The 26391-nt window shown below is 62.1% G+C and carries 24 protein-coding genes and 1 pseudogene; 10 read left to right on the forward strand and 15 right to left on the reverse strand.

Annotation, left to right across the window (positions count from 1 at the left end; all coding sequences use genetic code 11):
• The 8 genes from scpA to VGP39_RS14810 all read right to left on the reverse strand — a co-directional run.
• Positions 1-1353 (reverse strand): methylmalonyl-CoA mutase (gene scpA / locus VGP39_RS14775; RefSeq protein WP_327568846.1); only part of this gene is annotated, 1353 nt, incomplete at its 3' end.
• Between the two features lie 54 nt (positions 1354-1407).
• Positions 1408-1872, reverse strand: a complete 465-nt coding sequence (locus VGP39_RS14780; protein WP_327568847.1) for a GFA family protein — start codon at positions 1870-1872, stop codon at positions 1408-1410.
• A gap of 2 nt (positions 1873-1874) precedes the next feature.
• The gene (locus VGP39_RS14785) at positions 1875-3743 is read right to left on the reverse strand and encodes a methylmalonyl-CoA mutase subunit beta (protein WP_327568848.1); all 1869 of its coding nucleotides are present in this window, start codon (positions 3741-3743) and stop codon (positions 1875-1877) included.
• A 70-nt stretch (positions 3744-3813) separates the two neighbouring features.
• Complete coding sequence (folK, locus tag VGP39_RS14790) at positions 3814-4305, reverse strand: 2-amino-4-hydroxy-6-hydroxymethyldihydropteridine diphosphokinase (protein ID WP_327568849.1); 492 nt, start codon at positions 4303-4305, stop codon at positions 3814-3816.
• A 6-nt stretch (positions 4306-4311) separates the two neighbouring features.
• Complete coding sequence (gene folB, locus VGP39_RS14795; RefSeq protein WP_327568850.1) at positions 4312-4677, reverse strand: dihydroneopterin aldolase; 366 nt, start codon at positions 4675-4677, stop codon at positions 4312-4314.
• Positions 4674-5519, reverse strand: a complete 846-nt coding sequence (gene folP / locus VGP39_RS14800; protein ID WP_327568851.1) for a dihydropteroate synthase — start codon at positions 5517-5519, stop codon at positions 4674-4676. Before folP ends, folB begins: the two co-directional genes overlap by 4 nt.
• Positions 5520-5814: 295 nt before the next feature.
• On the reverse strand, positions 5815-6222 hold the full coding sequence (locus VGP39_RS14805; protein WP_327568852.1) for a DUF4332 domain-containing protein: 408 nt from the start codon (positions 6220-6222) through the stop codon (positions 5815-5817).
• 55 nt (positions 6223-6277) lie between these two features.
• Positions 6278-6643 carry a DUF2267 domain-containing protein gene (locus VGP39_RS14810; protein ID WP_327568853.1) on the reverse strand — a complete coding sequence of 122 codons (366 nt, stop codon included), beginning with the start codon at positions 6641-6643 and terminating at the stop codon, positions 6278-6280.
• A 354-nt stretch (positions 6644-6997) separates the two neighbouring features.
• Here VGP39_RS14810 and VGP39_RS14815 point away from each other — a divergent pair, with 354 nt between their 5' ends.
• Positions 6998-8599 (forward strand): helicase HerA-like domain-containing protein, encoded by a 1602-nt coding sequence (locus tag VGP39_RS14815; RefSeq protein WP_327568854.1) that lies wholly within the window; start codon positions 6998-7000, stop codon positions 8597-8599.
• A 175-nt stretch (positions 8600-8774) separates the two neighbouring features.
• On the opposite strand, the gene VGP39_RS14820 is transcribed toward VGP39_RS14815, so the two are convergent.
• Both VGP39_RS14820 and VGP39_RS14825 read right to left on the reverse strand, forming a co-directional pair.
• Positions 8775-9965 carry an alginate O-acetyltransferase AlgX-related protein gene (locus VGP39_RS14820; RefSeq protein WP_327568855.1) on the reverse strand — a complete coding sequence of 397 codons (1191 nt, stop codon included), beginning with the start codon at positions 9963-9965 and terminating at the stop codon, positions 8775-8777.
• A gap of 4 nt (positions 9966-9969) precedes the next feature.
• Entirely contained in the window at positions 9970-11382 is a 1413-nt protein-coding gene (locus VGP39_RS14825; RefSeq protein ID WP_327568856.1) for an MBOAT family O-acyltransferase, read from the reverse strand.
• A gap of 183 nt (positions 11383-11565) precedes the next feature.
• Here VGP39_RS14825 and VGP39_RS14830 point away from each other — a divergent pair, with 183 nt between their 5' ends.
• From VGP39_RS14830 to VGP39_RS14840, 3 genes are all read left to right on the forward strand, one after another.
• Positions 11566-12846 (forward strand): glycosyltransferase family 87 protein, encoded by a 1281-nt coding sequence (locus tag VGP39_RS14830; RefSeq protein ID WP_327568857.1) that lies wholly within the window; start codon positions 11566-11568, stop codon positions 12844-12846.
• Positions 12847-12997: 151 nt separating this feature from the next.
• Complete coding sequence (locus tag VGP39_RS14835; protein WP_327568858.1) at positions 12998-14407, forward strand: M20/M25/M40 family metallo-hydrolase; 1410 nt, start codon at positions 12998-13000, stop codon at positions 14405-14407.
• Positions 14408-14549: 142 nt separating this feature from the next.
• A complete protein-coding gene (locus VGP39_RS14840; RefSeq protein ID WP_327568859.1) occupies positions 14550-15086 on the forward strand; it encodes an REP-associated tyrosine transposase in 537 nt (178 codons plus the stop codon).
• 196 nt (positions 15087-15282) lie between these two features.
• Here VGP39_RS14840 and VGP39_RS14845 read toward each other — a convergent pair whose 3' ends face one another.
• Together VGP39_RS14845 and VGP39_RS14850 are read right to left on the reverse strand one after the other, a co-directional pair.
• The gene (locus VGP39_RS14845) at positions 15283-16062 is read right to left on the reverse strand and encodes a class II aldolase/adducin family protein (protein WP_327568860.1); all 780 of its coding nucleotides are present in this window, start codon (positions 16060-16062) and stop codon (positions 15283-15285) included.
• Between the two features lie 120 nt (positions 16063-16182).
• Positions 16183-17832 (reverse strand): glycosyltransferase family 39 protein, encoded by a 1650-nt coding sequence (locus VGP39_RS14850; RefSeq protein WP_327568861.1) that lies wholly within the window; start codon positions 17830-17832, stop codon positions 16183-16185.
• A gap of 308 nt (positions 17833-18140) precedes the next feature.
• Here VGP39_RS14850 and VGP39_RS14855 point away from each other — a divergent pair, with 308 nt between their 5' ends.
• From VGP39_RS14855 to VGP39_RS14870, 4 genes are all read left to right on the forward strand, one after another.
• The gene (locus tag VGP39_RS14855; protein ID WP_327568862.1) at positions 18141-19031 is read left to right on the forward strand and encodes a DUF308 domain-containing protein; all 891 of its coding nucleotides are present in this window, start codon (positions 18141-18143) and stop codon (positions 19029-19031) included.
• Positions 19032-19213: 182 nt separating this feature from the next.
• Positions 19214-19627 (forward strand): MucR family transcriptional regulator, encoded by a 414-nt coding sequence (locus VGP39_RS14860; RefSeq protein ID WP_327568863.1) that lies wholly within the window; start codon positions 19214-19216, stop codon positions 19625-19627.
• A 105-nt stretch (positions 19628-19732) separates the two neighbouring features.
• A complete protein-coding gene (locus VGP39_RS14865; protein WP_327568864.1) occupies positions 19733-20155 on the forward strand; it encodes a helix-turn-helix domain-containing protein in 423 nt (140 codons plus the stop codon).
• Entirely contained in the window at positions 20152-20775 is a 624-nt protein-coding gene (locus VGP39_RS14870; protein WP_327568865.1) for a DUF6456 domain-containing protein, read from the forward strand. The genes VGP39_RS14865 and VGP39_RS14870 overlap by 4 nt, the downstream gene beginning before the upstream one ends.
• 233 nt (positions 20776-21008) lie before the next feature.
• On the opposite strand, the gene VGP39_RS14875 is transcribed toward VGP39_RS14870, so the two are convergent.
• The 3 genes from VGP39_RS14875 to VGP39_RS14885 are packed head-to-tail and all read right to left on the reverse strand — an operon-like array spanning position 21009 to position 24615.
• The gene (locus tag VGP39_RS14875) at positions 21009-22256 is read right to left on the reverse strand and encodes a metal ABC transporter permease (protein WP_327568866.1); all 1248 of its coding nucleotides are present in this window, start codon (positions 22254-22256) and stop codon (positions 21009-21011) included.
• A complete protein-coding gene (locus VGP39_RS14880) occupies positions 22253-23164 on the reverse strand; it encodes a metal ABC transporter substrate-binding protein (protein ID WP_327568867.1) in 912 nt (303 codons plus the stop codon). Before VGP39_RS14880 ends, VGP39_RS14875 begins: the two co-directional genes overlap by 4 nt.
• A gap of 53 nt (positions 23165-23217) precedes the next feature.
• Positions 23218-24615, reverse strand: a complete 1398-nt coding sequence (locus VGP39_RS14885) for an acetamidase/formamidase family protein (RefSeq protein WP_327568868.1) — start codon at positions 24613-24615, stop codon at positions 23218-23220.
• Positions 24616-24960: 345 nt separating this feature from the next.
• Between VGP39_RS14885 and VGP39_RS14890 the strand changes: the two genes are divergently transcribed.
• The gene (locus VGP39_RS14890) at positions 24961-25932 is read left to right on the forward strand and encodes an ABC transporter substrate-binding protein (protein ID WP_327568869.1); all 972 of its coding nucleotides are present in this window, start codon (positions 24961-24963) and stop codon (positions 25930-25932) included.
• 228 nt (positions 25933-26160) lie between these two features.
• Positions 26161-26391: pseudogene (locus tag VGP39_RS14895) on the forward strand (branched-chain amino acid ABC transporter substrate-binding protein); the annotation flags it as partial.

Raw genomic sequence — 26391 nt, forward strand, 5'->3', positions numbered from 1 at the left:
CTGCTTGCCGGCGTCGATCCTTGCCTGGGTCTTGGCGGAGGCTTCCTCGATCCGAAGTTTTGGGACGCCGGCCTCGATCGCCTTGGCCATGCCGCCGAGCGCCTCGACTTCCTGGATGTGGCCCCAGGCCTTTGCCGCGAGATCGTGCGTGAGGCGCTCGACATAATAGGAGCCGCCCCAGGGATCGATGATGCGGTTGGTGCCGCTCTCCTGCTGCAGGAACAGCTGGGTGTTGCGCGCGATCCGCGCCGAGAAATCGGTCGGCAGCGCCAAGGCCTCGTCGAGCGCGTTGGTGTGCAGCGATTGGGTATGGCCTTGGGTGGCCGCCATCGCCTCGATGGTGGTGCGCATCACATTGTTGAACACGTCCTGCGCGGTCAGCGACCAGCCGGAGGTCTGGCAATGAGTGCGCAGGCTGAGCGAGCGCGGGTCTTTTGGATTGAACTGCGTCAAGAGCTTGGTCCACAGCAATCGCGCCGCGCGCATCTTCGCCACTTCCATGAAAAAATTCATGCCGATGGCCCAGAAGAACGACAGCCGCGGCGCAAAGCGGTCGACGTCGAGACCGGCGGCCAGGCCGGCGCGGAGATATTCGACGCCGTCGGCCAGCGTATAGGCGAGCTCAAGATCCTGCGTGGCGCCGGCTTCCTGCATGTGATAGCCGGAGATCGAGATCGAATTGTATTTCGGCATTTTTTGCGATGTGTAGGCAAAAATGTCGGAGATGATCCGCATCGAGGGGGCCGGAGGATAGATGTAGGTGTTGCGCACCATGAACTCTTTCAGAATGTCGTTCTGAATCGTGCCCGAGAGTTTTTCCGGCGGCACGCCCTGTTCCTCGGCGGCGGCGACGAACAGCGCCAGGATCGGCAGCACCGCGCCGTTCATGGTCATCGACACGCTCATGCGGTCGAGCGGGATGCCCGAAAACAGCGTGCGCATGTCGTAGATCGAGTCGATCGCAACCCCGGCCATGCCGACGTCGCCGGTGACGCGGGGATGATCGCTGTCATAGCCGCGATGGGTGGCAAGATCGAATGCGACCGAAAGGCCCTTCTGCCCGGCGGCAAGGTTGCGGCGGTAGAACGCGTTGGAATCTTCCGCCGTCGAGAAGCCTGCATATTGCCGGATGGTCCAGGGCTGGTTGACATACATGGTGGGGTAGGGACCGCGTAAGTAAGGCGCGATGCCCGGCCAGGTCTCGAGGAAGTCGATGCCCCCGAGGTCGGCTTCGCTGTAGCCGGGTTTGACGAGAATGCCCTCGGGCGTGAGCCACGGCTCGGCATTGCCGCCGGCCTCAGCCGGCGCAATTTTCTCGAACGCGATCTCCGCGAAATTGGGTATGCGGCTCATGACATTACCATAGCATAAAAGGCCTCGAACGTCGCCAGTTGCCGTAGCCGCATCCTAGTCATGGTCCGGGTGCTGGTGGCTGACGATTTCGCCGAGCTTTTCCGGGCCGTAATTCTGCAGCGTGGTCTTGCTCGGCAAGTTGACGATGGTCCCGACCCAGCCCAGCCGCGACTCGGTTCCATATTGCAGGGTCGGGATCACCCGGTCCGGCCGGTCGAACGCCCCGGTCATGATCTCGATCCTGGGACCGCCGATGCGGCGGAAGCTCAGGGGCGTGCCGCAGGCGGCGCAGAAATCGCGCATCGCAATCGACGAGGAACGGTACGCCGCCGGCTTTCCGCGGGTCCAGGCAAAATGTTCGTGAGGTATGTCGGCGAATGACGCGAACGGCGCGCCGCTCGCCTTCTGGCACATCCGGCAATGACAGATGCTGATCTTCATCGGGACGGCCGACAGCGCAAAGCGAACCGCGCCGCATTGGCAGCCGCCGGTCAGAACGGGTTTTGCGTCCGATGACATGCTCAGTCCATCCGTTTGTAAGCGTCTTGCAGCGCCGCCAACGCGTCACCGCCGGCGAAGACAAAATCGTTAACGCCGGCCGCCCGCAGCGCGGCTTCCTGTTCGCCGGGCCGGCCTGCCAGATAGATATGCTTTGCGCCGGCCGCGTGAAGGGCCTGTGCGGCCGCGGCCGCTTGCTCGGCATAAACTTTATCGGAGGAGCACAGGCAGGCGAGGGCCGCGCAGGAGGCTTTGAAGGCGGCGGCAAGTCCGGTGGGATCGGAGAATCCTTCCGTATCGATTGCCTCAATGCCCCCAGTCTCGAAAAAACTTTTGGCAAAGGTCGCGCGCGCGGTGAAGTCCGCTGGCGTGCCGAGACCAGCGAGAAACACTTTTGGCCGCGCACCGGTCTGTTTCAGAATTCCATCCGACTTGTCGCGCAGCTGTTCGAATGGCGCGGCAAGCCGCATCGGCGTCAGTGGGTCGAACGAGATTCTTGCTTCGTCGTAGGGCGCCGGTGCAACCGGCGTTGCATCCAGCACGGCAACGTGCGCCTCATGCAGGTTGGGGAACTCACTGGCGCCGGTCAGCACCTCCTTACGCCTCGCGATATTCGTCTCGCGCACAGCCCGCGTCGCTGCGACCTTGTTCTGAATCAGATTTTGCTCGAGCGCGGCAAACACGCCGCCCGCTTTTTCAATCTCCTGAAACAACGACCACACTGCGTTGCAAAGCTGTCGCGTCAGCGCCTCGATGCCGCCGGAGCCGGCGGCGGGGTCGGCCACCTTGGCGAGATTGGATTCCTCCAGCAGCACCAGCTGTGTGTTGCGCGCCGCGCGCCGCGCAAACCCGTCCGGCAATCCCAGCGCCAGCGTGTGCGGCAGTACGGTGATACTGTCAGCGCCGCCAAGCCCTGCGGAAAACGTCGCGACGGTCGCGCGCAGCATGTTCACATAAGGGTCGCGCCGGGTCAGCATCCGCCATCCGGTTTCGGCGGCGATGAAAACCGCCCTGGGCGTCAGGCCGCAGCTCTCTTCGACGCGCGCCCACAGCAAACGCACCGCGCGGAATTTTGCCATGGTGAGGAATTGATCTGCGTCGGCGACCAGCCGAAAAGATATCGCCGCCCGGGCCATATCGAGTGCGATGCCGCCGGCCTCCAGCGCGCGCAGGTAAGCAACCGCGACCGCAAGAGCAAAAGCAAGTTCCTGCGCTTCCGATCCGCCGGCGTCGTGGACCGGGCGGCCGTCCGCGAGCGCAAACGGACCTTTAAAACCGCGGCTGATCAGGCCCTGGATTATCCCCGCAAAAGGCGGCGCCATTTCCGACCACGGCGCCGGCGCCGCACCGCGCACCGCCATGGTGGCCAGCGGCTGATAATTGAAGCGTATCTCGACTTTCGCAGGCTCGAAACCGCGCGCTTCGACGAGGCGGGCGAGGTTCATCCCGGCGTTTTCGCGCCCGAGCACCGGATTGACGGCGATGGCGATCCCGGCGTCGAAAATCACACCGTCGAGGACACGCGCCAATGTTTCTTCGCTTGCATCGGCGATCCCAAAACCGCGGGCGCCCGGGCCAGCCGCAAATTCGAGCTGCAAGCCGTTGGCCCCGTTTTCGAGGTCGTGCAGCGCCTGAGCGTTGGCGGCAGCCGCGTCGGGATGATCGATGCGCTGCATGATCTGCCAAGGCGCCGCCGCGGCACGGCCGGCGATCGGCGCGGCATTTTTCGCGCGCGAATAGATCGGTTCGACGCGCAGATTATCGTAAGTCTTGCCGACCAGTTTTTCGAACGGCGCGTCCTTCAGCACGCCATCGACCAGCTTGCGCCAGTCGTCGTAGGTAGCAGGCGCAAAATCGGCGGCCAGCCGCAGTTCGTCAGTTGCAGAGGTCATTCAAGCGGGTCCCGGGAGCCGTTTTTGCACACGTGCCGGAAATTGCCACGTGCCAACGGCCAACACAATGTCAGTCGAGGTCCGGCAGCCTGTTGATTCCCTCGGTCGACAGACCCTCCAGCGCCTGCCTTACGCGGCGTCCGGCGATGACGCGGTCCGGGACGATCTCCGCCAGCGGCACCAGCACGAACGCGCGTTCAAACAGGCGGGGGTGCGGCAGTGTCAGTTCCGGCTTGTGGATTTCAACGTCGTCATAGGCAATCAGATCGAGGTCGAGGGTGCGCGGACCCCAGCGTTTTTCCTGGGCGCGATCGCGGCCGAACTTCTTCTCGATTCTATGCAGGGTAAACAGCAGCGCGTGCGGGTCGAGGCTGGTCTCGATTTCGATGCAGGCGTTGATGAAGCGGTCCTGCTGCTCCTCACCCCACGGCGGCGTCGCATAATCGGAGGAACGCGCGAGCAGGGCCGCCTGCGTCATGCCGCAGATATTGGCGATCGCTTTTTCGAACGTCGCGCGGACATCGCCGACATTGCCCCCGAGCGCGATCAGTACGTCGGCCATGTCAGGCTATTTTCGGGTGCGGGTGAGAACCACGCCGACGTCGTCGAAGATCGCGGCGATCGGCGCGTGCGGCTTGTGAACGGTGACCTTGATGGCGCTGACGCGGGCAAACGCGGCCAGAACGGCGTCGGCGACGGCGCCGGCGGCGCGTTCCAGCAGCTTGTAATTGGCGTTCTTGAACGCCGAAGTCGCGGTCGCGACCACACTGGAATAAGAAACCGTGTCGACCAGGCGGTCGGTGCGCGAGGAGTCGGAAAGATCGATGCCAAGTTCGAGATCGATCACGAAGCGCTGCCCGACCTCGGTCTCATGGTCCATCACGCCATGCCGCGCGTGGATCACGACGCCGGTGATAAAGATCGTGTCGGTCATCGTCGCTCCTCGATCGCCGCTGCGACGCGCAGGGCTTGTACGGTTTCAGACACATCGTGGGTGCGAACGATCCGGGCACCCTTTAGCGCGGCCAGAACATGTGCTGCGATCGAGCCGCCAACCCGCTGATGCGGCTCCGATGGCGCAACGGTGCTGATGAAGCGCTTGCGCGATGCCCCGACCAGCAGGGGTAAACCGAACTCGCGCAGTTCATCGAGCCGGGCCAGCACCGTCATGCTTTGCTCCGGGGTCTTGCCGAAACCGATGCCGGGGTCCAGCACGATATGGCTGCCCGGAATGCCCGCCCGTGCTGCGATGCCGAGCGAGCGAGCGAAAAATGCCTCGATATCCCGGATGATGTCGATGGCCGGATCGGCGCGCTCACGGTTGTGCATCACGATGACAGCTGCTTTGTGCTCGGCGATCACCCTGGCCATGTCGGGGTCGCGCTGCAGCCCCCAGACGTCGTTGGCAATGCGGGCGCCGGCGCCGAGCGCCCACGCGACTACAGCGGATTTCATGCTGTCGATGGAGACAGGCGCCCCCAGGGCCACCACGTCACCAAGCACCGGGCGCAGCCTTTGCAACTCTTCCTCGGCGGACACCGGCTGCGCGCCATAGGGCCGGGTGGACTCCGCACCGATGTCGACGATGTCGGCACCCTCGGCGATCATACGACGGGCCTGCGCCAGCGCACGCTCCGGCGCGATGAACTGTCCGCCATCGGAAAAGGAATCCGGCGTGATATTGAGTACCCCCATTACCGCCGGATACGGCCGCGACAACAGCGCGGGCAGTACCGGATGATCCGCCGGAACGGGTCTGGAGGTGGTCGCGATCATGCCGTCGCTTTGCGCGGTCCGAACATTGGAGTCAAGTTCTCGCAGGGATGCGTAAGGTGGGCAAAGCCGCCTGACCTGCGAAGCGCGTCTGGTGGCGTGCCCACCGACCTTGAATCGCAGCACATACACTGCCGTCATCCTCAGGGAATGCGCTCTTGCGCGCGTCTCGAAGGATGGCCGCAGGCGCTTGTGGCCGATCCATCGAGGCTCGCCGTGAAGAGCGGCGAGCACCTCACGGCGGTGTGTATCGATGGTGGGCACGGCGCAAGAGCGCCTTTGCTCACACCCTACGGCATTAATACGTAATCTTCGGCTGCAGCTTGCGGGCCTTCTGGATAATCTGCTCCACCGACTTCTCCGAAGGCAAGACGTGGACGAGCTTGCGCCGGGTATTTATGTCTTTCATGTTTTGCGCCAGCCGGGCAGGATTGCGCAACGCCAGTTCGCGTACGGTCGTCACGCCGGCGGCGCGGAGCAGCCCGGTCTTGGCCTTGCCCATGCCGGGGATGCGCATGTAGTCGCAAATATTCGCCCATTCGAGCAACTGCTGCTCGCTGATGCCGGTTTTTGCCGATAAATCCTTGCGCCCCTTCACGGTGTGGGCAGCCTCAAGCAACGCTTCGGTGGTGCGAATGCTGAGTTTTTTCAGTTTGGATGCGGCGAAGGCGGTCATTCCTTCGATCTGGGACAGTGGATATGTCATGATACTCGATGCGATAAAGGTGCTTTAGACCAAGGTGCTTCAAACAAAAGGTGCTTCAGGCGAACTGACTGAGGCCCGGCGTCCCTGAAATGATCTCGCCCATCTGATCCGCCCCAATTCTGTCGCGGCCGAACTTGAAAAGTTCACGGGCAACGTCTTGAATTTCGCCCATGCCTAAACCGAGCCCCGTCAGCCGGCTGCCGAGCCCCATCAGGCCGCCGCCCATCAAATCGCTCAAGCGGCCGCCCCGGTTCGAGGCCTCGACGGCACTCTCCGCGCCCGGAATCCTGTCGATCAGCGCCTGGACCTTGTCGGAGGGGCCCTCTTTGCGGAGGAAACCCAAAATCATGCCGACGGTTTTTTCAGCGACAGCTTTGTCAATGCCGGCCTTTGCAGCCAGCTGCTTAACGAGTTCGTCCATGTTGCCCCGCCCCTCAGCCGGTTATTTGTCCGACCCCTTGGTTGTGATTTATCTTGATCTTCCGCGATACGAATTACAAGCGATGACCGCATTCGAAAGTGCGATTCATCTTTAATCGCGCAGCGAGTGTTGCAGCGATGCAAGAGCGATCATGAAATTCACCCCAGTTTGCCGCGGCCGGCGTGTTCCTTTCCAACTTTGGTAGTGAGTGCGGAGAAGCCCGATCGAAATCATTTCCATGATCAGGTTTCAGGTGTTGTAAAATCCGTTGACCGGTTTCGCATCCCTTGCAAGATGAGTAAGGTGATGACGCCTGGCGACCGAAGCTCCTCATGCACGCGAAGAGGCGATGCGATGGCACCGACCGAGACCAAGACCGGCGATACCGACGAGACAATTTTCGTAGGCAAGGGGAAGCAGGCGGCCTGGCTGACGCTCGGGCTTGCAAACCGCCACGGTCTCGTCACCGGAGCCACCGGAACCGGAAAAACCGTGTCGCTCCAAGTCATGGCGGAAGGGTTTGCCCGGGCTGGCGTTCCCGTGTTCGCCGCCGACATCAAGGGCGACCTCTCCGGCATCTCCGAAGTCGGTGAGCCGAAGGATTTTATCGTCAAGCGCGCCAAGGAAATGGAGCTCGCGTTCCAGCCGGACCAGTTCTCGACGGTGTTTTGGGACGTGTTCGGCGAGCAGGGCCATCCGGTGCGCGCCACCGTCTCGGAAATGGGGCCGCTGCTGCTCGCCCGCATGATGGATTTGAACGACGTTCAGGAGGGCGTGCTGAATATTGCGTTCAAGGTCGCCGACGAACAGGGGTTGCTGCTGCTCGACATGAAGGATCTGCGGGCGATCCTCTCCTTTGTCGCCGAGCATGCCGCCGAACTGACCACGCAATATGGAAACGTCTCGAAGCAGACCGTCGGAACCATCCAGCGTCAGCTTCTGGTGCTGGAAAACCAGGGCGCGAACAAATTTTTCGGGGAGCCGGCGCTGGCGCTGAAGGATTTCATGCGCACCGATCGCGACGGCCGTGGCATGGTCAACATTCTGGTCGCCGACAAGCTGATGCAGAGCCCGCAGCTTTATGCGACCTTCCTGCTCTGGATGCTGTCGGAACTGTTCGAGCAGTTGCCGGAGGCCGGCGATCCGCCGAAACCGAAGCTGGTGTTCTTCTTCGACGAGGCGCATCTGTTGTTCAACGATGCACCGAAGGCGCTGATGGACAAGATCGAGCAGGTGGTGCGCCTGATCCGCTCCAAAGGCGTTGGGGTCTATTTCGTCACCCAAAATCCGATCGATGTGCCGGACAAGGTGTTGGCGCAACTCGGAAACCGCGTGCAGCACGCGCTGCGGGCGTTCACGCCGCGCGACCAGAAGGCGGTGGCGGCGGCGGCACAGACGTTCCGGCCCAATCCGAAGCTCGATACCGCCAAGGTCATCACGGAGCTGGGCAAGGGCGAAGCGCTGGTGTCGTTCCTGGAAGGCAACGGCACGCCTGCGATGGTGGAGCGTGTCATGGTCCGGCCGCCGACGGGACGGATCGGGCCGATCACGCCGGAGGAACGCAAGGCGATCATGGGCAAGAGCCCGGTGAAGGGCAAATACGACGCCACCATCGATTCCGAATCCGCCTATGAGGTGCTGCAAAAGCGCGTGGCCGGAACCGCCGCGCCGGCGGGAACGGCGGCGGGCGGCGGTACGTCCGTCGATTCAGCGGCTGGCGGTGGAGTGCTCGGGCAACTCACCAACATCGTCGGGATGATCTTCGGCACCAATCGTCCGCGCGGCCAACGGTTGTCCACGGGCCAGGTGATCGCGCGCGATCTTACCCGCTCGGTGACCAACAAGGTGGTCGGTGGCGTGGCCGCGAATCTCGGCAAGTCGGTCGGTGGCTCGCTCGGCAGCTCGATTGGCCGCTCTATCGTGCGCGGCACGCTCGGCGGAATGTTGCGGCGGTAAGTTCTTCAGCTCTCCCCGGAGGGGAGAGGTGAAGCCGGAGCGTAGCGCAGGCTTCGGGTGAGGTGTCTCTCCACGCACTCGGACTCGCGGATAGGCCCCTCACCCGGATCGCATCTTTCGATGCGATCCGACTCTCCCCTCTGGGGAGAGGTGAAGAAAGGCTCCACGCTGTAGCTCAGGGCGTCGTCACGACCTTGCGCAGCTCGTTGACGTAGCCCGTCCGCGCCACGAAGGATTCGTTCTCCTCGAGGATCACGATTTTGGCGTCGCGTAGCCGTGCAAGGTCCGCGTCCTTCAGATCTCGCTGCAGTTCGTGATACGGCACGCCGCCGAAACGGCCAAGGCGCATGTAGTAATAGACATTTAACTCCGACAGGCAGTTGTCCTCGATCAAGATCTGCCCGGGCAGGTGACTGAAGCTGGAGCCCACAAGGACCGCATCGATCGATCGCGCCGGACTTGTCGGGCAGGGCACGGAGGGCAGAAATTTTACCTTCGGCGTAAGGTACGACAGTGGCGGGAAAAACACGTTGAGCAGATCGACGAGATCGCGATCGACGCCGCTGGTCACGCCGGACAAAGTGTAGGTGAAGGTAAACGGCGGCACCAGTTCGCGGCCGGCCTGCCGATTGATATCCTCCACCACGGCGGCGACCGCCCGCGCGCCACCGATATCGTTCCAGTGCACACCGCCCTGCGGAAACAGCTCGATCTCGTATTTGCCCTTGAGCGAATGGATCAGGCCGGCGGTATCGACCACGTCGATGCCGGCCTTCCGAAGCAGATCGACATATTGCGGAACAAGCCCGGTCCGCGCCGCCGGTGTGCTGGGGCAGGGCACCCGGTCGACGAAATATTCCGGCAGATGCCCCGCCTTCGATGGCGTGACCAGGTAGACAAAAACGCCGCCGCGGGCGCGGTAGTAGTTTTGGATGTCCTTTAGTTTCGGAATGATCTCGACCGCGAATTTTGCTGCCTGATCCTCGGTACGGGCGCAATATTCCTCGAGGTACGAGCGCTCGATCAATTGGCCCTTGGCGCCCCGGACCACCTGCGGCGCGGTCAATTCGCCGAACAGCTCAAAACGGATCTCGTTGTTGATGCGGATCAGCAGCGGACGGACCGCCATCGCGTCGGTGACGCGGCTTGCCACCGCCTTCTGGAAGCTGCCGTCCCGCAGTGATGACCAAGACAGGGTCACGGGCGCGTCGCGGGTGACGCCGCCGAGTTTCGGGCCGATCCTGATCGCAAGCGAAGGATGGGTCGGCGCGACCGCGAGATTCCATGCGCTCGCCAGCGGCAGCGCCAACAGCAACAGGCAGAATCCCATGCGAACCAGTGGATGAGAGAAGGAAAGCCGGTTCATCGGGTCAGAACCTGAAATAGATGAAGGGCTGGAACGGCACCGTCACCGCCCGCGCAATCGCCAGCAGATAGATTACGAGCAGAACGGCAATGGTAGCCCCGCGCAGCCAGCTCCGGGTTTCATAGACGCGCCGCAGCGGGCCATACAGCCTCGTTGCGGGCAGCAGCGAAATGAACGCGCCGAGAATCAGTGTGAACGGTACTTCCGCGGCAATTTCCGTTGCGGATATCCCTTGCGACAGACCGGCCAGCGCCTTCAGAAACGGAACGAGGTGTGTCGGAGATTCCGAACGAAAAATCGCCCAGCCGATCATGACGATGAACAGTGTGATGGCAGTTGCGATCGTGCGGCCGCAGCGCGCCAACGCATCGCGCAGGAACAGCCGGTCGAGCGTGAGGAACAGGCCGTTATAGGCGCCCCATATTACAAAATTCCAGCTGGCGCCGTGCCACAGCCCGGAGGCGAGGAAGCAGATCCAGAGATTGATGTAGGTGCGCGCCTCGCCGCGGCGGTCGCCGCCGAGCGGGATATAGAGATAGTCGCGGATCCAGGTGGTGAGCGAGATATGCCAGCGCCGCCAGAACTCCGTCATCGACTGGGCGATATAGGGGGAGTTGAAGTTTTCCTTCAGGCGGAAGCCGAGCATGCGTGCGAGTCCGATCGCCATGTCGGAATAGCCGGCAAAATCGAAATAGATCTGCAGCGTGAAGCTCGCCAAGCCAAGCCACGCGTGGCCGGCACTCAGGCTTGCGGGGTCGGCTGCAAAAATCTGGTTGACGAATGCGCCGAGTGGATCGGCGATCAGCAGCTTGCGCCCAAGGCCGCGCGCAAAGCGGAGAAATCCGACCTGAAAATCGCTCCATTCGATCGCCGGCGGCGACGCGATCTGATCCTTCATCTCGTGATATTTGAGGATCGGCCCGGCCAGCAGTTTCGGAAAGAACAGCACGAACAGGCAGTAGTCCATGAACGACGCCGCGGGCCGGGAAATGCCGCGCCAGGTGTCCACCAGGTAGGTGATCTTTTCGAATACGACGAACGACACGCCGATCGGCAGCGCCAGATGCAGCAGCGGAATCCTGTGGGCGCCGAAGGGCGAGAGAAGCAGATTGAAATTATCGGCGAGGAAGTCGGCGTATTTGTAGACGATGAGAACGCCGAGGTTATTGGCAACGCCCGCGGCAAGCGCCAGCCGCCGCGTGCGCACGGGAGCAGGATCGTTCAGATAGAATGACAGCGCGTAATCGATCGCGGTCGAGGCCAGCAGCACCAGCACGAATACCGGTTCGCCCCAGACATAAAACAGCGTGCTGACGACCAGCAGGGTCCATTTTTTGACTGAGGCGCCCGATATCAGCAAATAGAATGCGTAGACCGCCGGGAAAATCGTAAGAAATAGCGGCTCGTAGAAAAGCATATGAGATCGGCGTGTTATTCCCGGAAAAATCCGGCGAGCGAAGGTCGCGAAAGGACGGCCATGGGTGGCAGAATTCCCCGCGCAAGTCCAGTTGCGCGAGCCATATAGGGGCCGGTTTGCAGCCTGTTTGCTTTCTGCTAACGGAATGCGACGGCAGACGTCCTTCAGCTGCGGAAAAACCTCGTGCTCAGATGGCCATCGCTGCGTCGACCGCTTGACGTTCTTTTCCTCGTCACCTCTGTCGCGCTGACTGTCTATGTCCTCGTTCCTGAAATCTGGGGCAACGGCAAGACCAAGGACTATCCGCTGTGGTTCTGGGCCGGGCAGCAGGTGCTGCGGGGAAAAGGCCTCTACCCCAGCGACCCCAACGCCTATTTCGAGTTCATCTATCCGCCGCTGCCGGCGATCCTGCTCGCCGTCCCGAGCTGGTTCGGGAAAATTCCGCTTTATGTGTGCCTGTCGTTTCTCAACGCCGCGGCATGGTGGATGACAAGCCAGCTCTCCAACGCGATGACCGGATCGGGCAGGATTCCCGGCGCGTGGATAGCCGCGCTTCCCGGTTTCGTCACGGTGACATTCGTGTTCGACATGTTCGATCTGGGTCAGCCGAACCTCGTGCTGCTCGCGATGATGCTGCTGGGATTCTGGTGGCTGCAAAACGGGCGGCCATGGGCGGCGGGAAGCATGTTCGCGCTGGCCACCGCGATCAAGGTTTTCCCGGTGGCCGTGCTGCCCTATTTGCTGTGGCGCCGGCGCTGGGCGGCTGCGGCAAGCATGATCGCCTTTACAGGCGTTTTTCTGTTTCTCGTTCCGGCGCCGATCCGCGGGTTTGAGCGCAATGTCTCGGAGCTATCGACCTGGTACCGTGGAATGGTCGGGTCGAGTTCGGAAAAGGGATTTGGGCAGCGCGACGAGCAGAACTGGTCGTGGGTCAATCAGTCGATCATCGCGCTGACGCACCGGCTGATGCGGCCGATCAATTTCAATCAGGATGATCCCACCAAACCGCCGCGCACAATGAACCTGCTCGATCTCGATTTCGGAACTGCGAACTGGGTGGTGCTCGCGGTGTCGTTCCTGGTCGGGCTTGGATTCGTCGCGGTGCTGCCGCCGCCCTCGAAGGTAACGCGCCGCTCGAACGCCGAGGAGCTGGGAATCCTGTTCTGCCTGATGACCGTCGCTTCGCCGCTGGCGCGTCAGTATTATTTCATGTGGCTGTTCTTCCCCCTGACCGTGCTGATCCACCGCGCCGCGTATGACCCGCGGCCCGCCGTGCGCAGCGCGACCTGGCTGCTGCTGGCGCTGGCGGGCGGCCTGATGATGCTGTCGTTTCCGGTGTTTCCGATCTATCTTCAGGCCATCGGCAACAACCTCGCCGCAACCGCCGTGATCGTTGCGGGGCTGGTTTGGTACATCAAAAATCCGCCGCCAACGAATAGTGATATTACGAATATGAGAAACTAAACTATCGTCATGGCCGGGCTTGTCCCGGCCATCCACGTCTTGCTTTTACTAACGAAGAAAGACGTGGATGCCCGGCACAATGGCATGTGCTCGGGCCGGCGAAGCCGGACCCGAGTGCCGGGCATGACGAGCAGGAAACAGGAAAGCCGAGATGTCGAGCAGTTCGCAGCTTCAGCCGGTCCTCGACCGCATCGATGCCGATTTCGACAACAGCCTTGAGCGGCTGTTCGCGCTGCTGCGCATCAAATCGATCTCGGCCGACCCGGCCTTTGCCGACGATTGCAAGGCAGCGGCGGATCATTTGGCCGGCGATATCGCGACGCTGGGCTTTGCGGCCGAGGTCCGGCCGACCGCGGGTCATCCCGCGATCCTCGCCATCAGCAACGGCAACGGCGGCGCGCGCCCGCATGTGCTGTTCTATGGCCACTACGATGTGCAGCCGGTCGATCCGCTCAATCTGTGGCATCGTCCGCCGTTCGAACCCGCCGTCACCGATCACGCCGACGGGCGAAAAATCATCGTCGCGCGGGGCGCGGAGGACGACAAGGGCCAGTTGATGACGTTTGTCGAGGCCTGCCGCGCCTGGAAATCGGTGATCGGTTCGCTGCCTCTGGATGTGACCATCGTCATCGAGGGCGAGGAAGAGATCGGATCGAAGAACTTTGTGCCGTTTCTCGAAGCGAATAAAAAAGACTTGCACGCCGATTTCGCGCTGGTTTGCGATACCGGCATGTGGGACCAGAACACGCCCGCGATCACCACATCGTTGCGCGGCCTCGTCTACGACGAGGTGCGGATCACGGCCGCCAACCGCGATTTGCATTCAGGCATCTTCGGCGGGGGCGCGCAAAATCCGATCCGCGTGCTGACCCGCATCCTGGGAAGCCTTCATGATGATGACGGCCACATCACCGTTCCCGGCTTTTATGACGGCGTGAAGGATTTGCCGCCGGACATTCTTGCGCAATGGAAAAAATTGAACCTGACGCCGAAGTCATTCCTCAAGCCGATCGGCCTTTCGATTCCCGCCGGCGAGAAGGACCGCCTGCTGATCGAGCAGGTCTCCTCGCGCCCGACCTGCGATATCAACGGCATCATCGGCGGCTACACCGGCGAGGGCTCCAAGACGGTGATCCCCGCGGAAGCCTCCGCAAAGGTTTCGTTCCGCCTGGTCGAGGGCCAGGAGCCCGCCAAGATCCGCAACGCCTTTCGCGATTACGTCACCACGCGGCTGCCGGCCGATTGCAGGGCCGAATTCACCGACCATTCCAATGCGCCGGCGATCGCGCTCGACTGGAACATGAAGCCGCTCGCCGCCGCCAAACGCGCCTTGACCGACGAGTGGGGCAAGGAGGCGGTGCTGATGGGCTCCGGCGCTTCGATCCCGATCGTCGCGGATTTCAAGAAAACCCTTGGGCTCGATACCGTGCTGGTCGGCTTTGGCCTCGACGACGACAACATTCATTCGCCGAACGAAAAATACGACCTCAGGAGTTTTCACAAAGGCATCCGCTCCTGGGCGCGGATTCTCAGCGCGCTGGCGGACGCGCCGCGATCGTAGGATGGGTTGAGCGAAGCGATACCCATCATGTCACCCAAAGCAAGGTGATGGGTTTCGCTGCGCTCTACCCATCCTACCGTCCAGGTCGTAGGATGGTTGAGCGAAGCGATACCCATCGCGTCATTCACGCGGGCAGGTCGAGATGACCGACTATCGCCGTAACTTCATTGCCGGAGGCTGCTTTTTCTTCACCGTCAATCTGGCGGATCGGCGGTTGCAGTTACTGACAGGCTACATCGATGAACTGCGCACCGCGTTTCGCGAGACACGCCGGAATCATTCGTTCACGACCGAGGCCATGGTCGTGCTGCCCGATCATCTCCACACGCTCTGGACGCTTCCCGAAGGAGACGCGGATTTCGCCACCCGGTGGCGTCTGATAAAATCGACATTTTCGCGCAACCTCCCAACTGGCGAACGGGTTTCAAGCAGCCGCGCCGCCAAGGGCGAGCGCGGTATCTGGCAACGGCGTTATTGGGAGCATACGATTCGGGATGAGAACGATTTCGCGCGTCACATTGATTATATCCATATCAACCCGGTCAAACATGGGTTAGTGAGGCGGGTAAGGGATTGGCCTTATTCGTCGTTCCATCGCATGGTAAAACTCGGTGTCTATCCAGAGGATTGGGCAGGGGATGTTGCCGATCAGGGCGGGGACTTTGGCGAACGACCTTAATGGGACGGGTTCAGCACCGATGCTTAGGATGGGTGGAGCGCAGCGATACCCATCACGTCAACCCAAAGCAAGGTGATGGGTTTCGCTGCGCTCTGCCCATCCTACGGCTCGGTGTCATATAAAAACGCCGCCCGGAATTGGGCGGCGTTTGGAAACGAAGTGCAGAGGCCGTGTGAACGTCAGTCTACACCAAATCTCAGCTCTTGTAACTGGGATCGATCCGGTCGAGTTTTCGCAACAGCGGCGGCCAGACCAGCGTGGTCGAGCGCAACTCCGCCTTGTCGGGATTGCCGAACACCTGCTCGTTCTTTTCGATGACGATCTGATCGACCGGATAGGCTGTCGGCCCCAGCATCCGGGTGCGTACCTGCATGGTGCAGGCCCGCTCCAGATGGTACATGCGCTCGAAGGCGGAGGCGACCGAGCGGCCCACCGTCAGCGTGCCGTGGTTGCGCAGCAGCATGTGGTTCTTGCTGCCGAGATCCTTCTGCAGGCGCGGACGCTCTTCGTGATCAAGTGCTACGCCTTCGTAGTCATGATAAGCGAGATCGTGGGTCACGAACTGCGCAGTCTGGTTCAGCGGCAGCAGTCCCTCCATGCAGCTCGCGACCGCAGTGCCGTCGGGCGTATGCAGATGCAGCACGCAGCCGGCATCGTCGCGCACTTCGTGAATTGCGGAATGGATCGTAAAGCCGGCGGGGTTGATGCTGTACTCGCTCTTGGTGAGCTGGTTGCCGTCGAGGTCGACCTTGACCAGACTCGACGCGGTAATCTCGTCGAACATCAGACCGTAGGGATTGATCAGGAAGTGATGGTCCGGCCCCGGCACCCGGGCGGAGATGTGGGTGTCGACCAGATCGTCCCAGCCATAATGCGCGACGAGGCGGTAGCAAGCGGCGAGATTGACGCGCTGGCCCCATTCGGCATCGGTCATACCGGACGGCACTTCCTTCAGGCGAGCTTCCGCTGGTGACATAGCCGGTTCTCCCTCGGCAGATTGTTGATTTTCGCGGCCAAGAGTAGTCCTGCGGGGACTTCGCAGCAAGGCGCAGCCTTCGCGTGGCAGTCATGCTTGCTCATCGACGGCTTCGAAATTTTACGGCGCCGGTATTGCCAGCAGACCGGAAATACTGCGGCCGCGGATGTCATAGACCCGCGCGAAAACCACGTCGTCGCGCTTGATTTCCACCATCACCGGCGCGGTCAGGCCCTTGCAGTAGAATTCGCCCAAGGTCATGGCGAAATCGGCTGCGTTGCTGTCCCAGCCGATGGTGAAGTCGGGGCCGAGCGCCACCTGCGCCGGGCGCTGCGGGCCGCATACCGCGACCTTCCATTTGCGCCCACGCGGCGGGACTTCCTGGCGTTCGACCAGTTCCTCGCGCAAACCATCGGATGCCTGCTTGAGCGCCAGCCCCCAGTAATCCAGCATGAACAGATTGTCGGCGCCGCGAACCGTACCCACGATATGGTTGAAGTGCGTATACTGGTATGGATGGAGGCGGATCATTTCGCCGAGCGGCAACATCAGACCGAACGCGAACACCGCAAGAACAGCAGGCTGCCAGCTGCGGCGGTTTTCTTTCAGCCAGTTCATCAGCCAGGCGAATGCGACGCCGGCGAGCACCGTCATCGGCGGAATCACGAAAATGAAATGGCGGATGCCGTTGTACAGCGCCGGACGCTTCACCATCGCGACGACCAGCGGCAGCGTGGCCGCGAGCGTCAGCATCAGCAGGATGGTCTTGCGGCGCGCCGGAACGTCGTTGCGCGACAGCGACATGAAGGCGCCGATGACGCCGGCGATCGCAAGGCCGAGCAGCACCTCGGGGAGCTGCAGGGCGAACAGCGTCGGCAGATACGACCAAGGCATGTCCGGCACCGACACCAGCGCGCCGTCGAACATCTCCTTCCACGGCTTTTCGAAGAAGTGCGAGAAATAGGTCAGGGCCTGGAACGGATTGCCGGGCTCCATGATCGACCACGGCCAGATCAACCCCATTATGAGGTAGCCGAGAATCAGGCCCGGCAGCAGCACATAGACCGCATGCACGAAGCGGTGCGCGGTGTCGCGCGCGTTGTGGGTACGAATTTCCTCGAGCAACAACGGCAGAAAACCGACCACCGCATAGACCAAGGCAAGACCTCCCAGGATGCGCGATCCGACCGCCAGGCCGGCGCCCAGCCCGACGATCAGAATGGCCCGCGGCGAGGGCGAGGGATACTCCTCAGCCAGGCGGACCAGGCCGAGCATCAGGATCGCCATCGAAACGGCGAACGGCGCATCCTTCGGGTTCATGAACATGTGCCCGTAGAATGTCGGGCACAGCACCAGCAGCAGCAGGGTCGCAAGACCCGCAAGGGGCCCGCCGACGCGCCGGCCCAGGCGCCACGTCACCGCAAGACCGATCAGGCCGACGACGGCGCCCAGCAGGCGACGGGTCTCGAACAGTTCAAGGGGAATGATCTTGTGCAGCAGTGCGGCCGCCATGTCGAAGCCGCCGCCATACATATAGAGGTTGGCGAACGACAGTGCGGTGGTATCCTTGAAGCCCGAACCGTACATGCGCAGCAGAAGGTCGGCATATTCGGCGTGGGTGTAGTCATCCCAGCCAAGGCCGTAGTCGCGAAACGTAAGGCTGGCGATCAGCCCGACCGCGGCCAGCACAATGATGGCGAGGTCGTCGCAAGTCCGCTCCACCGAGCGCCGCGCGGGCGTGTCGATGGTCGAAGTTGTTATGGATGACATGGCTATCGGTAACCCGGTGTCCCCTGTGGCTCAGCTTTTAGTGCTTTGAGCCTCGTTTCCCCGGCCTCCCTATAGCGCAGTTCCGCCGTCAAGTAATTGGGAATTGTGGCTAATTTCCTGATGCAATGCAGCATTCGCAGTCAGGGTAAAGACCTTCGTCGAAGTTGGCTCGCTTATGCCATGCGCAATATGAACGCAGTCTGAAGTGGTTTTCCGCGTTCTGGAAATCCGGTTGGCGGGATCAGCAATATGACGGTATCGTGGCATCGGATGCTGCGAGTCTTTCGACCGCAGCCGGGGGACGGCCAATGATGATGCTGATGATCGCCGGGATTGCCGTGCTCGCGGCGGGCCTTCTGGCGATCGTTTTTGGAATTCCGGTCAAGGAATTCAGTTTCGGCAACACCTTGATTCTTGCGGGTGCAATCGCCGCCTGCGCCGGGGCCATTCTGCTCGGCCTTTCCGTGGTGGTCCGCGAAATCCGAAATATTGCGCGGCGCCTCGGTTCTGCCGACCTCGCAACGTCGCGCGTCAGCAGCGATCAGCAAGCATCGGCCGCGGGTTCCGGCGACCGGCCCCCTGACAACGGAGTCCTGCCGGGCCGCGACCAGCCGGCACCCGAAGATCTGGATGCCGCCAAGCCGGCGCCATCGCCTTCGGCCGGATCGGCTCCCTGGCGGGACGAAGCCGCGGCGCGGGATCGCGCCCGCTCGCGCGGCGACGTCACCGCCGAACCGGCGCCGTCCGAAGCAGCCGCGGCAACCAAGGCGCGACGCAATCTGCTGTTCTCCTCGTCGTCGCGCAGGGAGCGCGAGCGTGCAGCGCGGACCACCGATCCAGCCGCCGCCGATTCCGGCCCCGCGCCGCCTGTCACGCCGCCTGACCCGAAAGATGCTGCTCCGGCCAGCTTTGAAGATGCATGGCCGCAATCGGACCGTGCGCGGCCCGACGCATTGCGGCGCACCCGCACGCCTTCGACATTCGCCGAGCCGAATGCCGCCACGCCCGCGCCGGAACGTCCCGCGCCGACGGCGTCGAGTGAGGAGTCCGCGCCGGTGACGGTGCTCAAATCCGGGGTTGTCGATGGAATGGCCTATTCGCTGTACTCCGATGGGTCGATCGAGGCCCAAATGCCGGAGGGCATGATGCGATTCGCATCGATCGATGAACTGCGCTCGCACCTCGATCAGCGCCCGTAGCATCTTTACTTCGAAGGAAATGCCAGCCGCATAAATGAACTGCAGTCCGGCCTTGTTCTTGTCATGCCGACGGCAATTCGCCCATACTTGGCCGCTAGCGGCAGAATTTCGTCTGCCGACAGCGCCACCGATCCTGCCGATCTCCAAGGTTCTCCCGATCCAGATCCCGAAAGACTGAGGCCATGACCGACACCGCGGGCAAAAACTTCATCGATCTGACGGCGAGTATCGTGTCGGCCTATCTCAGCAACAATCCGACGCCGGCTTCCGACATCCCTGCATTGATCAGCCAGATACACGCGGCGTTGCTGCGGGTCTCGACCGGCCGTACGGAATTGCCCCTCGAACCCGCCAAGCCGGCGGTCTCGGTGAAGAAGTCGATGACCCCCGATTACCTCGTCTGTCTCGAGGACGGCAAACGTTTCAAATCGCTCAAGCGGCACCTGCGAACCCAGTACAATATGACGCCGGAGCAATATCGCGACAAATGGAGCCTTCCGCCTGATTACCCGATGGTCGCGCCGAATTACGCGGTGGCGCGGTCGCAGCTTGCCAAGAAAATGGGACTGGGACAGCAGCGGCGCCGCCGAAAGTAAGGCAGTGCCTTGAGTTTGCTGCTTTTTTTCCCAAAAGGAACCCGCTGAAAATATTTCTTAGGAACGCTATCCACGGGGTGGAAATATCCGGTAAGTTGTAGGCTTATGTTCCTTCAACTGAAGACCCCGCCGATGCTCCAATTCACCTCCCCGGTTTCCCCTGCGCCTCCCGAACATTCATCCGCCACGCTCTTCACACCGGAGCGGACCTGCCAATGGGTCGCGTTCTGCGTGGCGCGCGATTTTGGACTGGAGATGGCGGCGTTGTTCGCGCCGACGCGGGGTGCGCCACGTGCAGCCTTTGCCAGACAGATTGCGATGTATCTGGCCCATATCGGTTTCGAGCTGAGTTTCGGAACCATCAGTCGGGTTTTCCACCGCGACCGTACCACGGTGTCGCACGCCTGCCACGTTGTCGAAGATGGCCGCGACGACATCTGGCTGGATTGCCGGCTGGAGGCGCTCGAACTGTTCTGCCGGACGGGATGGGGGGCGCTTCAGCAGACGATGCCGGAAATCAGCCAATGAAGGCGCGCACCCGCCACAAGGCAACGCCGCGCGACGAGAAAAGTCCGACGGCCGACGGCATCGATGCATTTCGCGCGCAGCACCTCGATCTTGCGACGCGCGAGATGATGACCGAGACCGGCGCGATCAGCGTGCTGGTGAACGACAGCGAAAGCCCGCTGGCCTGGCTCGCCCGCCGCAAGGGCCGCGACGGCCGCGCCATGATCAGCCCGAACCAGTTCATCGCCGGCGAAAAGCTGCGCGCGGATTTCACCCGCGGACATTTGTCGCCGCGCGTGACATCCGACTGGTCGGCGCCGACCGGCCGCTCGCGCACATTCGGAGGCGGCGCCGGCGAGATGACCGATCTGGTGATCGCATCGCGGCAGCGTGTCCGGCTTGCCATGGAAGCCTGCGGGCCGGAGTTTTCCGGGCTGCTGATGGACGTCTGCTGTTTTCTGCGCGGGCTCGAGGAAGTCGAGCGCGAGCGCGGCTGGCCGCTGCGCTCGGCCAAGATCGTGCTGCAACTGGCGCTCGACCGCCTGGCGCGGCACTACGGGCTGCGCGATGAGGCGAGGGGAGAGACAAGCGCGCGCGTGCGCACCTGGCTCGCGGCGGATGCGGGGTTCACGAGCAAATAAAACCGGTCGTATTACAACTGGCGCTCGATCAGCTGGCCCCGGCATCGTGGTTTGGGTACGGGGTACCGGGCTCGGGGAATAGTCTGCTAGCCCGACCGGCGTTTGCCGGGCGATGCAGGTAGGGCCCATCGGTTCAGGGCTATACCTTTAGCGGTTTCGTCAATCAGCAACGGCATGCTCAATCCTGCTGCTCGGAGCACTATAGGGCCACTGCTGCAGGCCTACTGCGGTGCTCACATGCGCAGGGTCCGCCAACCAATCGGCGCAACCAACATTGCCAGCCCCAGCAACCCCAGGCTCGCGCTCCATCGGACGCGCTCGCGCGCCCGCGCGCGGACTTCGCTCATGACGAATTGCTCGCCTTTGCGCATTTCGCCGTAGGATTTCAGGAACGAGGAGATGCGCCCGATGCTGAAATCGTCGAGCGCCTCGCCTTCGGTGCGGTTGCGTTTTTCCAGATCGTTCAGCCGTTCCGCCTCGGTTCGATGGCGCTCCGCATATTCGCTGGCCTCTGCGAAGGTGGCTAGCTCGGAGCGGCTGAAATACAGCGCACGCAGCGAAGGAATTGCGGTTTCGATCGTGTCGAGCAGCGGCTGGTCGGCGCGTGGCGCCGCCGCCAGTTGCAGGGCGGAACCCGCCAAAAGCGCGACGGCGCACCAGCGCACGGTCGCAATTGCAACGCGCAAGGGTTTGTGGCGATTGCCGCGCAGAAACGGATAGAGCAACCCGGCAATCGCCAGCGCGCCGCCAAAAGTGCAGACCATGGCTGCGCCGGTCGGCAAGTCGAACGCATACGAGACGGCGAGACCGGCGGCGCTGGTGAGGGTGCCGGTGATCGAGCCGATTCCGAGTTGTCGGGCCGGCGAGGAGGCAAACATGACGCCGATTGCGGCCGGAACGATGAGAAACGAAAACACCAGCAGCACGCCGGCGATCGCGACCGAGCTTGTCACGACCACGCCGAAACTTGCGTAGAACACGAATTCCCAGAACAGCACCCCGGTTCCGGTCAGCTGCCGGCGCAACAACCAGTGCAGCAGCCCGACCAGGGCGTAGAGCGGAGCGATGATGGCAACCTCGTTCAATCCGCTGGTCAGGATATTCCCGGTCAGAATCTGCTTGAGATGCTCGGCGCCTTGCGGCGCGCGGTCGATCAGCAGGATGGCTGCCGCCGCCGCGACGACGTAGATCACTCCGATCAACGCCTCCTGCGGCACGCGCGTGCCCCAAGCCCGCGTGAAGGCCAGCAGCACGGCCGCCAGCAAAGTGAAGCTGAGGGAGTAGCCATAGGCCGCCGGACTCTGCGCCGAATGGCCGAGCATGAAGGCCACCGTGGCGCCGAGCGCCGCGATCTGCGCCAGCGCCAGGTCGACAAAGATGACCTGGCGCGCCAGCACCTGGATGCCGAAATAGACGTGGATGCCGACCAGACAGACCGCAACCAGGAATGCGGGCAAAAGAAATAACAAGGGCTCGATCATTGCACCCCCGCCGCCGCGCTCAGCGCCGCAACATTGGCGTCGAACAGCGCGATATAGTCGCCGGTGTCCGGCAGCGCGCCGACGGATGCCGCCAGCGTCACCGTCGTCGCCTCCGCCTTGCGCGCCACAAAGGCCACGTCGCGTTCCGGCTCCTGCGGCTTGCGCACCACGATACGGGCGCCGCGCGCCTGCATGGTGCTGATGATGCCGGCCAGATGCGCAGGACTCGGCGGCACACCAGGTTTGGTCTCGATAAAGCCGATAAAGTCCAGCCGGAAGCGGCGGGCAAAATATGGCCAGCTGTTGTGGAAGGCCACGATCGGCATGGCCCTGAGCGGCGCCAGCCTGCTTTCCCATTCCTTAAGTTTTGCCCGCAGGCGAATCAGGAAGGCCAGGCGATTGGCCTCGTAATGACCAGCGTTTTCCGGGTCGATCCGCGCCAGCGCTTCAAGGATGGTGCCGGTGACGATCTCGGCGTTTTTGGGATCCAGCCAATAATGCGGATTGCCGCTGCCGTGGGCATGACCATCGCCCGGGCCGACACTCATCCCGCGCAGCTCCAGCACTGCAATGGCGAAAGAGGCATCGACATAGCCGGGGCCGCCGCGGCCGATCTCGGGCTTTGCAGCCTGTGCAAGCAGGCGATCGGCCCACAGGTCGTAATCAAGCCCGACGCGCACCAGCAAACGTGCATTCTTCAGGCGCAGAATGTCCTGCGGCCTCGGCTGATAGTCCTCGGCGTCCATGTTGGCCGGAACCAGGCTCACCGCCGCGACCAGGTCGCCGCCCACCGCCTCGGTCAGACTGCGCAAGTCGGTCGTGGTGGTGACAACCGGGATGCGGTCCTGCGCCAATCCGGGCGGCGCCAAGGTGAAGCAAGCCGCGATCAGAGCGAAGCGCAAGACCATGGATTTTGCAACGAGGCAAGGCCGCGCAGGACGCGGCGCTGCCATGTTATTCGTTAACGCTTGCCGGCGCTGGCAACCCAGATGCTTTTCGGCATCAGGCAATGGACGTTCTTCTCGGTGTCGGAAACCACGCCGACGCGGCAATCCATCGCCACGCTGGCCAGCCCGTAGGCGTCGAGTCGGGCGATCTTTTTCTCCTGTTCCAGCCACTTGACCATGCCCATCGAGGCATCGTTCATCGCCTTGTTGAGGTCGGCATCCCTGACGTGGGAGACGTAATATTTCGAGGTCTCCTTGGTCGGCCGCTCCATGTCTTCCTTGTCACCGGCATTTTTGGGATTTAGGCAGTGGATGCCTTTCTTGACGTTGACGACCTGGGAGACCCGGCAATCGGACACGCCCGCCATCAACTTTTCCGCCTGCTCGGCCGAGACCTTGCGCTGCTCGGACAAGAACTTGACGGTTTGCGTCTTGGCCTGCGCCCATGCCTTGTTGAGATCCTGGTCAAAGCCCATGGTGATCCAAGATTTTTGCGTTTCGATACGCGGGAAGTCGAGCGGCTTGCCCTTGACGACTTCCACCGTGAGGTTGAGTTCCTTGTAGGCGGTCTCGATCGCGGTGAGGTTGACCTCGCCGTTGCCCTGGCCGGCGTGGGAATCGCCGGTCCACAACAAGGCTCCGGGCACATGCACCGGCACGTAAAGCGACGTGCCGGCGACGAAGTCACGGATATCCATATTGCCGGCGAATTCTCCGGGAGGCACGCTGGAATAGCGGCCGGGCTCCTTGCGCGCGACCGCGAGCGTGCCCGGGAACGGCTTTAGCGGCAGCACGATGCCGGGCAGAAACTCGGTCTGCATCTTGTCGAGGTCGAGATAAAGATATTTGACCTGTCCGTCCTGATAGACGCTGGGGAACTGGCCGAACATTCCCGGCACGTTGAAGTTCGTCGCATAGGCGCGCGGCACGATCTTGTTCAGCGTGACCTTGAGCACGTCGCCCGGTTGCGCATCCTCGATATAGATCGGTCCGGTCAGCGTGTGCGGACCGCGGCCGGGGAAATCAGTGCGCAGCTTCTTGATCTGCTCGATGGTCGCGCCCGGAACCACCTGATTGTGGCTGTGCATCATCGTCTCCAGCGCGATGGTGTCGCCGGAATTGACGCGCAGCACCGGCGCCTGGGCGTTGTCGAACCAGCCCCATTGCGTGGTCTCAAGCGTGGCCGGCAGCAGATGCACCCTCTTGCCGTTCGGCAGCCCCACAACGCGCAACTTGGAGTCGTCGGCAGGTCCGACACCCGGATAGCCGCTGGTGATCGTCGCGGTGGGCGGGAATTGCGGCGCGGCCGGAGCCGGTGCGGGGGTTGGGGTTTGCGCGTACGCCGCCGTGCCGATGATCAACGCTGCGCATGCGCCCAGTGCGATGCGAGACAGGTATGTTGCTTGAGCCATGCTTTTCGCCCTCCCCAGGCGGCTGATGTCAGGCTAGACCATTTTGGCTTGCGACGGCAATGCATTGCTGAAGCGATCCGCTGGTTCGATGCGGCCTTGGAGCTTGAATCACGTCCACGGTTGGTAACATCAATCTGCAACAGCCTTTTGCGGAGCCGCCGGACTGGCTCTGACTTGACCAGATCGCGAATGGACCCGGAGCGGACATCGGTACAGCGTGGCCATAGGTCCGATTTTCACCCAAGGTGGATATAAGCAATCCGACTAGAACCAATTTTGCTACTCAACAATTTGCGGACTGCTATAGTTTCGGGATCACGCAACGCACGTCCCAAGGGGGTCCCTATGCTGCGACGCGAGTTCATTGCTGTTCTCGGCGGCGCGGCGGCGGCCTGGCCACTTGCCGCGCATGCGCAGAAATCGTCGCCCCGGATTGGGTGGCTTGTATTCGGGGGCGCCAAATTGGGCCCGATCGATCAGTCGTTGAAGGATGCCCTTGCACAGGCGGGACTCGTTGATGGCCGCAATATCGAAATCGTCTTCCGCTTTGCCAATGGTAGATCGGATCGGCTCGCGGAATTATCCGCCGAACTTGTCGCACAAAAGCCCAACCTCCTGCTCGCCGTTGGCGGCGATGTTATCAAGCCGCTGTTCGAGGCAAGTAAGGGCGGCATACCCATCGTCGGCGGCGTAAGCGACAGTCCTATGCGGGCGGGGATCGCCGGCTCTCTTGCCCGGCCGAGCAAGAATTTCACCGGCATCACTTTTCTCACGGATGAAATGGCGGCCAAGCGGATAGAACTTCTCAAGGAAGTGGCCCCCAACGCAAAACGGGTTGCGGTGATATTTAACCCCCAGCATTTCGACGACGAGGTGACGTTTGCGCGGCGCGGCGCGGAAGCGCTCGGCATCCAGCTAACGACCCACCCGATAAATGACGTCGCCGATCTCGATGCGGCGCTGCAGGCGGTGACTGCGAGCGGGGCGGATAGCCTCCTTATTATCTCGTCACGGCTGACCGGCATCGTTGCGGCCAAAATCGCCGAATATGGCCGGGAACGTCGGTTCCCGGTGATTGCTTCGTGGCGCGAATTCGTAGCCAGCGGCGCTTTGTTGTCCTACGGACCGAGCCGAATCCTCGAGGCCAAACGTCTGGCGGGCTATGTGCAAAAGGTTTTAAATGGCGAGAAGCCGGCAGATTTGCCTATCGAACAACCCGTTAAATTTGAGCTTGTCATCAATCTCAAAACCGCCAAGACCCTCGGGCTTACGGTGCCGCCATCATTGCTTGGCGGCGCAGACGAGGTGATCGAATAAATTAAATGACTTCGGTTGATGGCACATCGCGTCATTTCGCTGCGCTGCGGAATTGGTCGCTATCGGATCATTGGCGGACCTGGCAAGCCGTCCGCCCGGCAGATTTATGGGTTCATGGCCTTAAACAGTTCTGTCAGCTTGCTCTCGATCTTTTGGCTGCGCGACAATAGGCTGCGGTCACGAGGTTGCGGCGCGATATAGCCAAAATCCAAAAAAGGGGAGGGACTGATGATCAGAATTGGCACGATTATCATCGCGGGGTTGACGACCGCGGTGCTGACGCTTGCGGCGGGAGCCGCGAACGCCAAAGACAAGGTAAAGGTCGGTTTCATCGGTCCGCTGACCGGCGGCGTCTCGGTCAACGGCATCGGCGGACGCAATTCGGCCGATCTCGCGGTCAAGCTGCGCAACGCCGATGCCAAGGCGAAATACGAATACGAGCTGGTGGTGCTCGACGAC

The organism is Bradyrhizobium sp., assembly GCF_036009065.1.
Classification (GTDB): Bacteria; Pseudomonadota; Alphaproteobacteria; order Rhizobiales; family Xanthobacteraceae; genus Bradyrhizobium.